The organism is Bacillus xiamenensis, assembly GCF_001857925.1.
Taxonomy (GTDB): domain Bacteria; phylum Bacillota; class Bacilli; order Bacillales; family Bacillaceae; genus Bacillus; species Bacillus xiamenensis.
The window spans coordinates 3,304,242-3,319,366 of the sequence record NZ_CP017786.1; the positions used below are offsets into that span (position 1 = coordinate 3,304,242).

16 protein-coding genes are annotated in these 15,125 nt (G+C 41.3%); all 16 read left to right on the top strand.

Translation table 11 applies throughout. The annotated features are described in order from the left end of the window. Positions 1 to 28: 28 nt before the first annotated feature. The 16 genes from trpE (at position 29) to lhaT (ending at position 15,115) form a co-directional block, all read left to right on the top strand. Complete coding sequence (gene trpE, locus BK049_RS16935) at positions 29 to 1,576, top strand: anthranilate synthase component I (protein ID WP_071169006.1); 1,548 nt, start codon at positions 29 to 31, stop codon at positions 1,574 to 1,576. Then, positions 1,548 to 2,570 carry an anthranilate phosphoribosyltransferase gene (trpD, locus tag BK049_RS16940; RefSeq protein WP_071169007.1) on the top strand — a complete coding sequence of 341 codons (1,023 nt, stop codon included), beginning with the start codon at positions 1,548 to 1,550 and terminating at the stop codon, positions 2,568 to 2,570. The genes trpE and trpD overlap by 29 nt, the downstream gene beginning before the upstream one ends. Continuing rightward, the gene (gene trpC / locus BK049_RS16945) at positions 2,563 to 3,315 is read left to right on the top strand and encodes an indole-3-glycerol phosphate synthase TrpC (RefSeq protein WP_071169008.1); all 753 of its coding nucleotides are present in this window, start codon (positions 2,563 to 2,565) and stop codon (positions 3,313 to 3,315) included. The genes trpD and trpC overlap by 8 nt, the downstream gene beginning before the upstream one ends. Next, entirely contained in the window at positions 3,312 to 3,980 is a 669-nt protein-coding gene (locus tag BK049_RS16950) for a phosphoribosylanthranilate isomerase (protein WP_071169009.1), read from the top strand. Before trpC ends, BK049_RS16950 begins: the two co-directional genes overlap by 4 nt. Next, positions 3,961 to 5,160, top strand: a complete 1,200-nt coding sequence (gene trpB / locus BK049_RS16955) for a tryptophan synthase subunit beta (RefSeq protein ID WP_008356758.1) — start codon at positions 3,961 to 3,963, stop codon at positions 5,158 to 5,160. Before BK049_RS16950 ends, trpB begins: the two co-directional genes overlap by 20 nt. Then, the gene (gene trpA, locus BK049_RS16960) at positions 5,157 to 5,960 is read left to right on the top strand and encodes a tryptophan synthase subunit alpha (RefSeq protein ID WP_008356760.1); all 804 of its coding nucleotides are present in this window, start codon (positions 5,157 to 5,159) and stop codon (positions 5,958 to 5,960) included. The genes trpB and trpA overlap by 4 nt, the downstream gene beginning before the upstream one ends. 11 nt (positions 5,961 to 5,971) lie before the next feature. Beyond that, entirely contained in the window at positions 5,972 to 7,069 is a 1,098-nt protein-coding gene (gene hisC, locus BK049_RS16965; protein WP_034738567.1) for a histidinol-phosphate transaminase, read from the top strand. Between the two features lie 117 nt (positions 7,070 to 7,186). Next, positions 7,187 to 8,302 carry a prephenate dehydrogenase gene (locus tag BK049_RS16970; protein ID WP_071169010.1) on the top strand — a complete coding sequence of 372 codons (1,116 nt, stop codon included), beginning with the start codon at positions 7,187 to 7,189 and terminating at the stop codon, positions 8,300 to 8,302. A 10-nt stretch (positions 8,303 to 8,312) separates the two neighbouring features. After that, positions 8,313 to 9,599, top strand: a complete 1,287-nt coding sequence (gene aroA / locus BK049_RS16975; protein ID WP_008356765.1) for a 3-phosphoshikimate 1-carboxyvinyltransferase — start codon at positions 8,313 to 8,315, stop codon at positions 9,597 to 9,599. 289 nt (positions 9,600 to 9,888) lie between these two features. Beyond that, positions 9,889 to 11,160, top strand: a complete 1,272-nt coding sequence (locus BK049_RS16980; RefSeq protein WP_071169011.1) for a tetratricopeptide repeat protein — start codon at positions 9,889 to 9,891, stop codon at positions 11,158 to 11,160. A 75-nt stretch (positions 11,161 to 11,235) separates the two neighbouring features. After that, positions 11,236 to 11,775 carry a ReoY family proteolytic degradation factor gene (locus tag BK049_RS16985; RefSeq protein ID WP_008344562.1) on the top strand — a complete coding sequence of 180 codons (540 nt, stop codon included), beginning with the start codon at positions 11,236 to 11,238 and terminating at the stop codon, positions 11,773 to 11,775. A gap of 61 nt (positions 11,776 to 11,836) precedes the next feature. Continuing rightward, positions 11,837 to 12,283: a YpiF family protein gene (locus tag BK049_RS16990; protein ID WP_008356769.1), complete on the top strand. Its 447-nt coding sequence runs from the start codon at positions 11,837 to 11,839 to the stop codon at positions 12,281 to 12,283. A gap of 144 nt (positions 12,284 to 12,427) precedes the next feature. Next, positions 12,428 to 12,934: a ubiquinol-cytochrome c reductase iron-sulfur subunit gene (locus BK049_RS16995; RefSeq protein WP_007500911.1), complete on the top strand. Its 507-nt coding sequence runs from the start codon at positions 12,428 to 12,430 to the stop codon at positions 12,932 to 12,934. A gap of 2 nt (positions 12,935 to 12,936) precedes the next feature. Beyond that, positions 12,937 to 13,611, top strand: a complete 675-nt coding sequence (gene qcrB, locus BK049_RS17000; protein WP_003215804.1) for a menaquinol-cytochrome c reductase cytochrome b subunit — start codon at positions 12,937 to 12,939, stop codon at positions 13,609 to 13,611. A gap of 41 nt (positions 13,612 to 13,652) precedes the next feature. After that, on the top strand, positions 13,653 to 14,420 hold the full coding sequence (locus tag BK049_RS17005) for a menaquinol-cytochrome c reductase cytochrome b/c subunit (RefSeq protein WP_008356771.1): 768 nt from the start codon (positions 13,653 to 13,655) through the stop codon (positions 14,418 to 14,420). 101 nt (positions 14,421 to 14,521) lie between these two features. After that, positions 14,522 to 15,115 (top strand): lipoprotein heptaprenylglyceryl N-acetyltransferase LhaT, encoded by a 594-nt coding sequence (gene lhaT / locus BK049_RS17010; RefSeq protein WP_008356773.1) that lies wholly within the window; start codon positions 14,522 to 14,524, stop codon positions 15,113 to 15,115. The last annotated feature ends 10 nt before the right edge of the window (positions 15,116 to 15,125 follow it).

Genomic DNA, 15,125 nt, shown 5'->3' on the forward strand with positions numbered 1-15,125 from the left:
TCCTTAATCCCATTTAAGGAGTGTGCTTATGAATTCCCAATCAAACCTGACTCAATTTTTAAAAGACAGTACGTCTTACAAAACGATTCCGATTGTTGAAACCATTACAGTAGATACCCTGTCACCGATTCAAATTGTTGAGAAACTGAAACAGGATATTGTGTATCTACTAGAAAGCAAAGACGAATCTTCCAGTTGGTCGAGATATTCCTTCATCGGATTACACCCTTTTTTAACTTTACATGATGAACAAGGCCAATATGTTGCACGTGACGCTACGGGAGAGGCAGTGATGCAAAAAGCAGAACTGAAAGATTTACTCGACTGGATGAAAGAGCAATATCAAATCAAGACGCCAGATGTTGATATCCCGTTTACAGGCGGAGCTGTTGGGTACTTAAGCTACGACCTTATCCCAAACATCGAACCTTCTGTCATGCCGCATAAGAAGGCATCAACAACAGATAATTGCACATTATTTGTTTGTCAAACGATGATTGCGTTTGACCACGAAACAAATCATGTTCATTTTATTCAATATACTCAGCTGTCCGGTCATGAGACAGAGGATGAAAAAATACAAGCATATAAGAAAAATCAAAAACGACTCGAACGTATGATTCAGCAGCTTCACACAAAGATTGATATGAAAGAACTGATTTTATCAGGGAATATGAACGAAGCGCCGTCCTTTGAACAGGTGACTTCAACATATGAAAAATCGCAATTTTTAAAGGACGTCGAAAAAATCAAGGAGTACATTAGAGCAGGCGATATCTTCCAAGGTGTACTATCACAGCGCTTTGACATTCCTGTGACGGTGAGCTCATTTGAATTGTATCGCGTGCTTCGGATTGTCAATCCATCTCCGTATATGTATTTTATGAAACTAAAAGATCGAGACTTAGTCGGCAGCTCGCCAGAACGATTAATCCATGCGAAAAATGGGCACTTAGAAATTCATCCAATTGCAGGTACAAGAAAACGAGGAATGTCAAAAGAAGAAGACGCTGCGTTAGCAAGAGAACTGCTAGATGATGAAAAAGAAAAAGCAGAACATTACATGTTAGTAGATCTTGCCCGAAATGATGTTGGACGCGTGGCAGAATACGGCAGCGTGTCCGTCCCGACTTTTACAAAAGTCGTGAACTTTTCACACGTCATGCACATCATCTCTATTGTGACAGGAAAGCTGAAGCAAGATACGCATCCAGTTGATGCGCTCATGTCCGCTTTCCCAGCAGGTACATTGACAGGTGCTCCGAAAATTAGGGCGATGCAATTATTAAATGAAATGGAGCCTGAGCCAAGAGAAACGTATGGTGGCTGTATTGCTTATATTGGATTTGACGGCAATATTGACTCCTGTATTACCATTCGCACGATGAGTGTGAAAAATCAAACCGCTTCTATACAAGCAGGTGCTGGCATTGTCGCTGATTCTGTTCCGGAAAACGAATGGCAAGAGACATGCAACAAGGCCGGGGCACTTTTGAAAGCCATTCAGCTTGCTGAACAAATTTTTTCAGAGAAGGAGAGTGTGCAAGATGAATCAACGACTATCAGCTCTTGTTAATGGAGGATGTCTATCAGAAAATGAAGCGAACCGGCTGATGCATGATATGATGAGCGGCTCTTTAACAGATGCTGAAGTCGCTGCCAGTCTCGCCATTTTAGCACATAGAGGGGAAACCTCTGAAGAGATGACAGGATTTGTGAAAGCCATGAGGAAAAATGCAGCGCCAATGGAAGGATCGCTTGATGTCGTTGATACGTGCGGAACGGGAGGCGATGGTTTATCGACATTTAATATATCAACCGCCGCCGCCATCGTTGCTTCCGCCGCCGGTGCTAAAATCGCCAAACATGGAAATCGTTCGGTCTCATCCAAAAGCGGAAGTGCCGACGTGCTAGAATGCCTTGGCATTCAAATTCAGTCCACACCTGAAGAAACAAGACGGCAAATACAAGAGAAAAACATGGGCTTTTTATTCGCCCCTCTCTATCATTCATCTATGAAACAAGTAGCAGCTGTTCGCAAGCAGCTCGGATTTCGGACGATATTTAACCTATTAGGGCCGCTTTGCCACCCGATGCAAGCCAAAAAGCAAATCATCGGTGTGTATTCAAAGGAAAAGGCAAAGCTCATGGCAAAAGCGCTTGCCCCTTTAGAGCCAGAACATGTGCTGTTTGTTTGTGGAGAAGATGGACTGGATGAATTAACCATTACAGCGAATTCGTATGTTATTGAACTTAAAAAAGATGTGATGACAGAATATACGTTAAACCCAGAAGACTTTGGACTTGAAAAAGGGCATTTATCAGACATTCAGGTTCAATCACCGGAAGAAAGTGCCAAATTGATTCAGAATATATTGAATCATCAAACAGGAGGAGCGCCCCTTCATATTACAGCGCTGAACGCAGGAGCCGCTTTATATGTGGCAGGAAAGTCAGAGAGTTTGATGGCAGGAACAATCAAAGCGTTAGAAACGATTAAAAACGGGGCAGCCAAAGAACAATTAGCCCGTTTAAAACAAAAAACGAAAGAGGAAGAGATCTATGCTTAATGACATTATTACCCGCAAAAAAGAACATGTCCAAACCTTGCAATTACCTGCTGATGGACATTTTGAAAGACGATCATTTAAAGAAGCACTGATGAACCCTCACCGCTCAATCGGACTCATTGCTGAGGTGAAAAAAGCATCTCCCTCAAAAGGAGTCATTCAGCCTAACTTTGATCCTTTACAGACAGCAAAAGCATATGAATCATCAAACGCAGATTGTCTATCTGTCTTAACGGATGAACCGTTTTTCCAAGGGAAAAACGAGTACCTGTCCCTTATCAAAGAACACATCACACGCCCTATTTTAAGAAAAGATTTCATTATTGACTCCATACAAGTAGAAGAGTCAAAACGCATAGGGGCTGATGCCATTTTATTGATTGGAGAAGTACTTGAACCGAAAAAACTGCACGAGCTTTATATTGAAGCAAGCGAAAAAGGGCTGGATGTCCTCGTTGAAGTACATGCAGCACAAACACTAGTGAATATTTTGAATGTGTTTACTCCTGAGATCATTGGAGTGAACAACCGGAATTTAAATACATTTACAACAACACTCGAACAAACAAAAGAAATCGCACCACTTGTTCCAAAGGATGTATTACTAGTGAGTGAAAGCGGCATTCAGACATTTGATGACCTGACCTATGTGAAACAGCATGGAGCAGGTGCTGTCCTTGTTGGTGAATCTTTCATGAGAGAACCATCACAGGAAAAAGCCGTTCAGGCATTGTTTGGAGAATGAATAGAATGAAGCCTTATTTAAAATATTGCGGAGCTGTCTCACAAGAGGATGTCGCTTGCATCTCGCAATCTCATGCGGATGCCATCGGATTTATCCTTGCGCCAAGTAAAAGAGAGGTCCATCCAGATCAAATAAAGCACTGGCTGTCACAAGTCAATTGCACGAAAGATATTGTGGGTGTGTTTGTGAATGAAAAGATACAGAGAGTGTGTGATATCGCAAACGACCTACCCTTAGATATCGTGCAGCTTCATGGAGATGAGACACCAGAAGATGCAAAGGAAATCAAACAACAAACAGGGGCTGCAGTTTGGAAAGTGTTCCATCACGAGCCCCATTTAAACGACACACTTAAAAATATGACGACATTCGCGCCATTTGTCGATGGTTTTCTCATTGATTCGAAAGTAAAGGGAATGAGGGGCGGTTCTGGAACAGCTTTTGCATGGGAGGCGGTGCCTTCATATGTTCAGCACGCAAAACAGCTGGGGAAAACTTGCGTGATTGCAGGCGGGGTGACGCCAGAAACAATAACAGACCTGCTTGCTTATGGTCCAGACGCCATTGACCTTTCAAGCGGAATAGAAGAAAACGGGAAGAAAAGCACGACAAAGATAAAAGCGCTCGAAGAAAGGATGTTAAACGATGTACGCATATCCAAATGAGCTTGGCAGATATGGAGAATTCGGAGGGAAATTTGTTCCTGAAACGCTCATGCAGCCACTAGAAGAAATCGAACAAGCTTTTCGTGAATTAAAAGAAGATCCTGCTTTTCAAAAGGAGTATATATCGCTTCTGCAAAACTATTCAGGCAGACCGACTGCCCTCACATACGCGGATCAATTATCAGCATATCTCGGGGGCGCAAAAATCTACTTGAAAAGAGAAGATTTAAATCACACAGGCGCTCATAAAATTAACAATGCGCTTGGGCAGGCGCTGCTAGCGAAAAAAATGGGGAAATCAAACATCATCGCCGAAACAGGAGCAGGACAGCACGGCGTAGCTGCTGCCACTGTGGCAGCAAAATTCGGCTTATCCTGCACTGTATTTATGGGGAAAGAAGATGTGGAAAGACAATCACTCAATGTGTTCCGAATGAAACTGCTCGGCGCTGAGGTCATACCTGTCACAAGCGGGAACGGAACATTAAAAGATGCAACCAATGAAGCCATCCGTTACTGGGTTCAGCACTGCAGTGACCATTTTTATATGATTGGATCAGTTGTAGGGCCTCATCCATATCCTCAAATCGTCAGTGAATTCCAGCGGATGATCGGTGATGAGGCAAAAGCACAGATACTTGAAAAGGAAGGCCGGCTTCCTCATAAAGTCATTGCCTGTGTTGGCGGCGGTAGTAATGCCATTGGCATGTACCGGGCGTTCCTAGATGAAGAGGTCGATATCATTGGCGTAGAAGCTGCTGGGAAAGGAATTGACACCCCGCTTCATGCAGCAACCATCACAAAAGGAACAAAAGGTGTCATACATGGATCTTTGACATACTTAATTCAAGACGAATTTGGTCAAATTATTGAGCCATATTCTATTTCGGCGGGTTTAGATTATCCTGGAATTGGACCAGAGCACGCATACTTGCATGCGAGCGGACGGGTTCAATATGTGAGTGCCACAGATCAAGAAGCACTAGATGCATTAAAGCTGCTCACAGAAAAAGAAGGCATCCTGCCAGCGATTGAATCGGCACATGCTTTAGCCAAAGCGTTTGAAGTGAGCCAGAACATGAATGAAGACGACATTGTCCTTGTCTGCTTGTCAGGAAGAGGAGATAAGGATGTGCATACATTAATGAATGTGCTTGAAAGTGAGGGTGAAACAAAATGATCACATTTCAATTAGAACAAGGTGAGAAATTATTCATTCCCTTTATCACGGCAGGTGATCCATCAGAAGAGGTGACCATTGATTTAGCCGTCGCTCTTCAAGCAGCGGGTGCACATGCGATTGAATTAGGTGTTCCTTATTCCGATCCATTAGCGGACGGTCCTGTGATTCAAAGAGCTTCTAAAAGAGCTTTACATCATGGCATGAATATCGTAAAAGCGATAGAATTAGCAGGGAAGATGAAAAAAAACGGTGTAAAAATTCCTCTAATTCTATTTACGTATTATAATCCTGTGTTACAATTAGACACAGAATACTTTTTCGCTTTACTGCGCAAAAATCATATTTCGGGACTCTTAACACCCGACTTGCCGTTTGAAGAGAGCAGCGAGCTTCAGAAGAACTGTCAAACACATGACATTTCATATATATCGCTCGTTGCACCAACAAGCAAGGAGCGATTAGAAAAAATTGTAGAGCAGGCAGAAGGTTTTGTGTATTGTGTTTCATCTCTCGGCGTTACAGGTGTCAGACAATCCTTTGACGCGTCGATTACTGATTTTATTCAGCAAGTCAAACAGCAGAGTCAAATTCCGGTTGCTGTAGGTTTTGGCATTTCAACAAGAGAACAGGTTGACTCAATGAATAAAATAAGTGATGGTGTCGTTGTAGGCAGTGCCCTTGTGAAAAAAATTGAAGAGCTTCAAGAACAATTGATCGCAAGTGATACACGTCAGGAGGCACTAAGAGAATTTGAAACATATGCAAAAACGTTTAGTCCCCTCTATTCATTCAAATGAGGTGAAACATGTTGCAAATCAAAGATCAATTAAAACAACTAAAACCGTATCAACCTGGGAAACCAATTGAAGAGGTCAAAAAAGAATATCAATTAGATAAAATTGTGAAATTGGCTTCAAATGAAAACCCTTTTGGATGTTCCACACATGCAAAAGAGGCCATACAAGCTGAGCTCGAACACTTAGCGATTTATCCAGATGGATACAGCGCAGAGTTAAGATCGGAGCTAGCTGCATTTCTTCAAGTAAATGAAAAACAATTAATTTTCGGGAATGGCTCAGATGAACTTGTGCAAATTATTGCTAGAGCATTCCTTGACCAACATACAAATACCGTTATCCCATCTCCATCTTTTCCGCAATATCGTCACAATGCAGTGATTGAACATGCAGAAATTCGTGAAGTGCCGCTTTTAGACGGAGGAGCTCATGATCTGAAGGGGATGCTGGCTGCGATTGATGAAAACACGAAGGTTGTTTGGGTATGTAATCCAAATAATCCGACGGGAAATCATTTGTCAGAATCTGAGCTCGTGTCATTTTTAGATCAAGTGCCAGCTCACGTGCTTGTCGTTCTAGATGAAGCGTATTTTGAATATGTTCGTGCGGAAGACTTTCCGGATAGTTTATCTTTATTAAACTCCTATCAAAATGTCATTGTGCTCCGAACGTTTTCTAAAGCATATGGACTGGCAGCACTTCGAGTAGGGTACGGGATTGCGTCAGAGGAACTGATTACTGCCATTGAACCAGCGAGAGAGCCATTTAATACAAGTCGTATCGCTCAGGCAGCTGCGCGTGCTGCTATAAAAGATCAAGACTTCATTCAATCGTGCAGACAAAAAAATGAAGCAGGTCTCAAGCAATATCAAGCATTTGCAGACCGCTTTGGGCTGTTTATCTATCCATCTCAAACAAACTTTGTGCTGATTGATTTTCAAAGAGATGCAGATGAACTGTTCAATGCCCTATTGAAAAAAGGCTATATTGTTCGTTCTGGTAAAGCACTCGGCTTTCCAACTTCTTTGCGTATTACTGTTGGAACGAAGGAGCAAAATGAAGAAATTTTAACTACACTCGCCAATTTATTAGAAGGCATTCGTGCGTAGCATAACAATGAAGTCATATCCTGTTTATAGGATATGGCTTTCGTTGTAGCTCATCCACTATACATATCAGCTATTGAAACGGCTTGTTTAATTTTCACGAAAAATCAGGTGATGAACATGAATGAAGCAAACGAAACCATATTAATCGCTGGACTTGGTTTAATTGGCGGTTCCATTGCACTGTCAATTAAAAAAGAGTTTCCTCATAAAAAAATTGTAGGCTATGATGTTGCTAAAGAGCAAATGGTTGCTGCAACAAAGCTTGGCATCATTGATGCAACAGCCGATTCATTTATGGAAGGTTTACATGAATCAGCAACCATTATTTTGGCAACGCCAGTTCAACAAACAATCAAAATGCTAAGTGATATTGCAGCATCTGGAATTGAAAGAGAGCTAACGATTACGGATGTGGGTAGCACAAAGCAGAAGGTTGTTAATTTTGCGGAAAAAACGTTGCCTGATCACTACCAATTTATTGGTGGACATCCAATGGCCGGTTCTCATAAATCAGGTGTCATTGCAGCGAAAGACTTCTTATTTGAAAATGCATTCTACATTTTAACGCCAGCAAAGGTAACAAGTCGTCAGGCTATTGATCGTTTGATGGAATTGCTGAAGGGAACGAATGCTCATTTTATAGAAATGACGCCGGAAGAACATGACGCCGTGACAAGTGTCATCAGTCACTTTCCGCATATAGTCGCTGCTAGTCTTGTGCATCAAGCGCACCATTTTGAAGAGCAATTTCCTCTTGTCAAACGGTTTGCAGCTGGTGGATTTCGGGATATTACCCGTATTGCATCAAGTAATCCTGCCATGTGGCGCGATATCCTTTTGCACAATAAAAACAAGATTTTAGACAGATTCCAGGAATGGAAAAAAGAGATTGAGCGCATCGAATCCTTTGTGAAGCAAGAAGACGCTGAGAGATTATTCTCTTATTTTCAAGATGCAAAGGAATATCGTGATGGCCTTCCTCTAAGAAAAAAAGGAGCGATCCCTGCTTTTTATGATCTTTATGTGGATGTTCCGGATCATCCTGGTGTTATTTCTGAAATTACAGGTTATCTAGCAAGTGAAAATATTAGTATTACGAATATCCGTATTATTGAAACACGAGAAGACATTAACGGGATTTTACGCATTAGTTTTCAAACAGATGACGATCGCAAGCGGGCAGAACTCTGTATAAAAAATAGAGCGAATTACGATACATTTTATGCTGACTGAGGTGACGAACATGAAAATTCATAAACATGCTCCTATGAACGGAGAAATTCATATTCCTGGCGACAAATCCATTTCTCATAGATCCGTGATGTTTGGTGCTATCGCTGATGGGACAACAGTAGTGAAAAACTTTCTTCCTGGAGCTGATTGTTTAAGTACGATTGATTGCTTTAGAAAGATGGGTGTAGACATCGAACAAAAAGGAACAGATGTTGTCATTCACGGCAAAGGACTGAAAGAGCTTAAAGAGCCGAGTGATATCCTTGATGTTGGTAATTCTGGCACCACCATTCGTTTAATGATGGGAATCTTAGCTGGCTGTGAGTTCCACAGTACGCTGATCGGTGACGAAAGTATTGCCAAACGACCAATGAAACGAGTAACAGGTCCGCTAAGACAATTAGGCGCCAAAATAGATGGCAGAGCAAATGGCGAGTATACACCACTTTCTATACGCGGGGGCAATCTAAAAGCCATCTCTTACAAGTCTCCGGTTGCAAGTGCGCAAATTAAGTCGGCTGTCCTTTTAGCTGGACTGCAAGCAGAAGGAACAACGACGTTAACTGAGCCCCATAAATCAAGAGATCATACCGAAAGAATGCTCTCAATGTTTGGTGTCTCGCTACATGAAGACGCACAAAGTGTCTCCATTGAAGGGGGACAAACATTAAAAGCGACAGATATATTTGTCCCAGGAGATATATCTTCAGCTGCCTTTTTCCTAGTAGCTGGATCTATCGTTCCAAACAGCCGGATTGTATTGAAAAATGTCGGCTTAAACAAAACAAGAACTGGCATTATAGATGTACTGAAGCAAATGGGTGCGAACCTGGACATTCATGAAGTGGATGCAAAAGGCGGAGAACCATACGGTGATTTAATCATCTCTACCTCTTCCTTAAAAGGGATTGAAATTTCTGGTGATATCATCTCCAGACTCATCGACGAAATTCCTATTATTGCGCTTCTAGCTACTCAAGCAGAAGGAACAACGATCATTAAAGATGCGGCTGAGTTAAAAGTAAAAGAAACCAATCGAATTGATACCGTCGTTTCAGAACTTAAAAAACTAGGTGCTCATATTGAAGCAACTGATGATGGAATGAAGATTCATGGTAAAACCAGCCTTAAGGGCGGCGCAGTCGTCTCCAGCTACGGAGATCACCGAATTGGTATGATGTTAGGAATTGCTGCATGTATCACAGAGCAAGCAATTGAAATTGAAGATACAGATGCAGTGCGTGTATCTTATCCAAATTTCTTTGAACACATTGAATACTTAACGAAAACAGTCTGAGGATTTCCTCAGGCTTTTTCTTTCCTTTTGCATATTTGAAAGAATGATAGCATAGCTTGTCTCAAGGTGAAACCTTGAAAAAAAACGTTTTGTTGATTCAAACATGATTTTTTAGCGTTTACGGTTTACAAATCGTCAGTTTAGTAAAGTATTGATTGAAAAAGAGTCTTTAAAAGACAAAAATGGCTTCATGTGAAAAGAGCAACATATTTGCTGGATATGCAGCTGTCGATTATGATATGAAGTAACAACAGTTTAGGTTTTTGGAAATAGAAAGGAACGGTTTGATTTGAATAGTTCATTACAAGAAGCCATAAAATTAGTTGAGGCAGGTGAGACTGAAAAAGGACTCCAAACACTTGCACAAGCAGAGAAGCATCTACACGATGAAGAAAAGGCGCAGGCAGCTCAGTTATATTATGAGTGGGGAGATATTGACAAAGCGCGGAATCTCATCAGTGATTTACATGATTTATATCCAGAGGAAACTGGATTAACCTGTTTTTATGCAGAGCTACTCATTGACTCTGATGAAGAAGAGAAGGCAATTGCTGTACTTGAAACGATTCCTGAAGATGACGATGCGTATCCAGAGAGTTTATTGTTAATGGCGGATTTGTATCAAATGCAAGGGCTATTTGAAGTGAGTGAACAAAAGCTTTTAAAAGCGAAAGAATTATTACCTAATGAAGCCGTCATTGACTTCGCGTTAGGTGAATTGTACTTTTCTCAAGGTCTTTCAAAGAAAGCAGCCGATTATTTCTACAAAGTGGTCGATCAACAAAATGAGGTTGGCGGCGTCAATGTATATCAGCGTCTCGCTGAATCGTTAAGCACAGCTGGAGAATTTGAAGATGCGCTTGAATGGTATGAAAAGGCGGTAAAGGATCAAGCAGACCCAAATACACTCTTTGGCTACGGATTTACAGCAATGAGGGCTGGCAGAACGAAGACAGCTATTCAGCAGCTTTCAGTACTAAAAGAGATGGATCCATCTTATTCGTCACTTTATATGCCTTTAGCCAAAAGCTATGAGGAAGAAGGACTATATCATGAGGCGTTAGAGGCAGTAAAAGAAGGTATTAAAATGGATGAGTATAACAAAGAGTTATATTTATATGGGGCAAAGATTGCTTTGAAAAATGGCGATTCGGAAGATGCGAAAAAGCTGCTTCAAGAAGCACTCGCCCTTGATCCAGGATATATTGAAGCGGTTCAAACACTGCTAGCGATCTATTTAAATGAAGAGCTGTATGATGACATTCTCGATGTCATCAAAGAAGTTAAGAGTTTTGGAGAAGATGATCCAAAATGGAACTGGTATGCTGCTTCTGCTTCTGTTGGACGAGAGGAATACGAAGAAGCAGCTGAGTATTTCAAACTTGCTCTGCCTGATTTTGATGAGGACCGTGACTTTTTATACGAATACGCTTCGTTCCTTTTAGAAGAAGGCAGACAAAAAGAAGCCTTACCGTTATTACGTAAAGTTCTTCAAAAAGATGGCGTGAATGAAGAAATTCAAGAAACAATTTTAAGAATTGAAGACGAAATTTCCTTATAGTTTGCAGGAATGAAGAACTGGTTTGTTGAATAATTCAGGTATAGCAATTTAATTTACGATAGAGGAGGGAATAACATGCAGACCCCTGTTTCTGTCAATGAAAAAAAGGAATTTATCCGGTGGTTCTTAAACCATTATCAGTTAAAGCGAAGAGAATGTGTTTGGATATTAAATTATTTAATGAGTCACGACTCTTTGATGGAAAAGGTTCATTTTGTAGAGCAAGCAGAATTTTGCCCAAGGGGAATTATTATGTCAACACACTGTGTGGATGAAGTTCCCTTTAGATTTTATAAAGAAAACATCATGACGACAGATGCTGAAAAATCATTTCATGATATTCGTTTGAATAAACAGCAAGATTTGTTTATTCAGTTGAATTTCCGCTCTGCTTATCGTTCGCCGGAATATGCAGCCGTTCTAGAAACAAATCCTCATATTCCTAAAGATCTTTATGAAAATGAAAAAGATAAGGATCTTGCTGAGAAAGTATTAGAGCACTCTATCGCTACTTTCCAAAAAGAACGGCTTATGAAAGAAATAGACGAAGCGCTTGACCGTCATGATCAAGAAACGTTTAATAAGTTAGCCAAAGAATTAAGCCTATTATCATAAAGTCAGCCAATAAGCCTTGCCCTATTCAGGCAGGGCTTATGTGATGAAAGAGGGGAACTAGATGAAGTTTCAGGCGGAGGACGCGGAACGCTTTTTACAATCTAAAGATTACATTGATACCGCTATCATTCCATTAATTAGGATCAGTGCAAACCAAATTAAACAAACCGCATCTTTAGGGGAGTTTACAATTCTAGTGGCAGAGGATCTTGAAAGGCAGCTAAAAGGCAGAGTGTTTCTTTTTCCTCCACATACATATTTAGAAGTCAATGATCGTAAACAAGACGACATACTTGCAGTGAAACAATCATTACAAGAACATTTTCAGCATGTCGTATTTATCACTTCCGATCATCAGTGGAAAGAGCAGTTAGAAGTGAATGAGTCGCTATTTTTGCTGCACCCGGTTCCATTGGAGCATTTAAAGGTCGAATTAAAGCAAAAAGTCATTCAAGACAGTGTAGAACAAATTTTGAACTTTTTGTTACAAAAATGGAACCCTTCATAAAAACCCTTACATTTGCATTGTACATAGCTTTTTAGGCTGTTGACCTTGTGAATAGATTGATATATTATGAGGGTGTCCTAGTTTTATGAAATTTTTTCTAATTCAGTTATAAAGTAGCTGACGACCTGAGGGGGGGAGAAAAAAATGAGCGAGAAGAGACATGGAGTGTCCAGGCGTCAATTTTTGAATTACACGTTGACCGGCGTGGGGGGATTTATGGCCGCTGGAATGCTCATGCCTATGGTTCGCTTTGCGCTTGACCCTGTGCTAAAAGGAACAGAGGATCAGGATATGGTTCAAGTTGTCAGTGTGGATGAATTGACAAAGGAACCGAAGCGCTTTGACTTTAAAATTGACCAAGTAGATGCATGGTATGAGTCAAAGGAATCTAGGTCAGCATGGGTGTACAAAGAAGGGGATGAAATTGTCGCTTTATCGCCAATCTGTAAACATTTAGGATGTACAGTGAACTGGAACAGTGATCCGAAAAATCCAAACAAATTTTTCTGCCCGTGTCACTATGGGCTGTACGACAAGGATGGTACAAACGTACCCGGAACTCCGCCGCTTGCGCCGCTTGACCATTATAAGCAGCAAGTGAAGGACGGATACCTCTATCTTGGAAAAGCTGTGCCGAAAGGGGAAGGGTAACGATGCTTAACAAGATTTATGATTGGGTAGATGAGCGGCTAGACATTACACCGATATGGAGAGATATTGCGGATCATGAAGTGCCGGAGCACGTCAATCCAGCGCATCATTTCTCTGCTTTTGTGTATTGTTTTGGCGGTTTAACGTTTTTTGTGACTGTCATTCAAGTCCTTTCGGGTATGTTTTTAACGATGTATTATGTGCCGGATATTAAAAACGCATGGGAATCTGTCTATTATTTGCAAAATGAAGTCGCATTTGGACAGATTGTCAGAGGGATGCACCACTGGGGTGCGAGTCTAGTAATCGTGATGATGTTTTTACATACGCTACGGGTCTTTTTCCAAGGGGCGTATAAGAAGCCGAGAGAGCTAAACTGGATTGTAGGTGTGCTCATTTTCTTTGTGATGCTTGGACTTGGTTTTACAGGGTATCTTTTACCATGGGATATGAAGGCGCTGTTTGCGACGAAGGTTGGTCTTCAAATTGCAGAGGCGACACCTTTCATTGGAAAAGAGATTAAAACGCTGCTTGCAGGTCATCCTGACATTGTAGGAGCACAAACGCTGACGAGATTTTTCGCTATCCATGTCTTTTTCTTGCCAGCGGCATTATTTGGGCTGATGGCTGCCCACTTTATTATGATTCGTAAGCAAGGAATTTCTGGACCGCTGTAAAATTTTGCGTTTGATGAATGTTCAATGAGGAGGGGATGACTTTGCATAGGGGAAAAGGGATGAAGTTTGTCGGAGATTCCAGAATACCGGCAGAAAGAAAACCTAACATACCTAAAGACTATTCCGAATATCCGGGAAAAACAGAAGCCTTTTGGCCGAACTTTCTTTTAAAGGAATGGCTTGTAGGTGCCGTTTTTTTAATTGGATTTCTTGTCCTAACTGTTGTTCATGCACCTCCGCTTGAGCGGATGGCTGATCCAACAGATACGGGCTATATTCCGCTGCCAGACTGGTATTTCCTATTTTTGTACCAGTTGTTGAAATATGAATTTGCTGCAGGAAGCTATACGGTTGTGGGCGCGATGATTATGCCTGGAATTGCGTTTGGTGCTCTTTTACTCGCACCATTTCTCGATTCTGGTCCTGAACGTAGACCATATAGAAGACCGATTGCAGTCGGTATGATGATTCTTGCCGTTGGTGCAGCAACATATTTAACGTGGGAATCTGTTGCTACTCATGATTGGGAAGCAGCAGCGAAGCAAGGTGAAATTAAGAAAGAAGCAGAAATTGACACCTCAGCCGAAGAGTATAAAATTTATCAAGAGCAGACATGTATCTCCTGTCACGGGGATAATATGCAAGGCGGTGCAGCTGGGCCGTCACTTGTTGACAATGGCTTAACACCTGAACAAATAGCGAAAATCGCTGTAGAAGGAAAAGGAAACATGCCTAAGGGCATCTTCAAAGGCAGCGATGAAGAACTTGAAAAACTCTCGAAATATTTATCTGAGGTCAAATCTAAATAATTCAGTTGTTTAAATGCAAGTACAAGGATATACTCAAAGGAGAAAAAAGCTGGCGCTGTCAGCTTTTTTCTGATTTTAACAGATCGTGAGTGAAGAGAAATATGAGATGGATTCAATATCTGCTAGCCACACGCTACATGCTTGTGCTGGTGCTCATTGTCAATTTTCTTGGCACTGTGTACGGCTATTACTGGTATATTCCGCAGCTTGTAGAGACGCCGGCTATCTTTTTACCTTTTGTTCCAGACAGCCCAACGGCAAGCTTTTTCTTTTTATTTGTATTACTAGCTTTTCTGATGAAACGTCACGCTCCTTATTTTGAAGCCCTTGCCCTTGTCACCTTGATCAAATATGGGTTATGGGCCGTAGGGATGAATATCTTCGTGCTGGTTTCTGTTGAAGATTTTCCGTGGGAAGGGTATATGCTGATTGGTTCACACTTTGCCATGGCGGTTCAGGCTGTATTATTTGCCCCATATTACCGCTTTCAAATGCGCCACTTGGTTGTCGCTGGTATATGGATTTTACATAATGATGTGATTGATTATGTATTTGGTATGATGCCGCGTTATTCTATGCTTTCTGCGTATTCGAATGAGATTGGCTATGTCACATTTTGGTTAAGTATCGCTGTTCTTCTCGTTTCGTATTATCTGGTCATTTCCAAAAAATCGGCCAAGCTTGAACTCCCTTAACAATGTTGGT

What these genes read in the sequence shown, in the direction of transcription:
- trpE (WP_071169006.1), top strand. Translation starts at nt 29, where the DNA reads ATGAATTCCCAATCAAACCTGACTCAATTTTTAAAAGACAGTACGTCT.
- trpD (WP_071169007.1), top strand. Translation starts at nt 1,548, where the DNA reads ATGAATCAACGACTATCAGCTCTTGTTAATGGAGGATGTCTATCAGAA.
- trpC (WP_071169008.1), top strand. Translation starts at nt 2,563, where the DNA reads ATGCTTAATGACATTATTACCCGCAAAAAAGAACATGTCCAAACCTTG.
- BK049_RS16950 (WP_071169009.1), top strand. Translation starts at nt 3,312, where the DNA reads ATGAATAGAATGAAGCCTTATTTAAAATATTGCGGAGCTGTCTCACAA.
- trpB (WP_008356758.1), top strand. Translation starts at nt 3,961, where the DNA reads ATGTACGCATATCCAAATGAGCTTGGCAGATATGGAGAATTCGGAGGG.
- trpA (WP_008356760.1), top strand. Translation starts at nt 5,157, where the DNA reads ATGATCACATTTCAATTAGAACAAGGTGAGAAATTATTCATTCCCTTT.
- BK049_RS16970 (WP_071169010.1), top strand. Translation starts at nt 7,187, where the DNA reads ATGAATGAAGCAAACGAAACCATATTAATCGCTGGACTTGGTTTAATT.
- aroA (WP_008356765.1), top strand. Translation starts at nt 8,313, where the DNA reads ATGAAAATTCATAAACATGCTCCTATGAACGGAGAAATTCATATTCCT.
- BK049_RS16985 (WP_008344562.1), top strand. Translation starts at nt 11,236, where the DNA reads ATGCAGACCCCTGTTTCTGTCAATGAAAAAAAGGAATTTATCCGGTGG.
- BK049_RS16990 (WP_008356769.1), top strand. Translation starts at nt 11,837, where the DNA reads ATGAAGTTTCAGGCGGAGGACGCGGAACGCTTTTTACAATCTAAAGAT.
- BK049_RS16995 (WP_007500911.1), top strand. Translation starts at nt 12,428, where the DNA reads ATGAGCGAGAAGAGACATGGAGTGTCCAGGCGTCAATTTTTGAATTAC.
- qcrB (WP_003215804.1), top strand. Translation starts at nt 12,937, where the DNA reads ATGCTTAACAAGATTTATGATTGGGTAGATGAGCGGCTAGACATTACA.
- lhaT (WP_008356773.1), top strand. Translation starts at nt 14,522, where the DNA reads ATGAGATGGATTCAATATCTGCTAGCCACACGCTACATGCTTGTGCTG.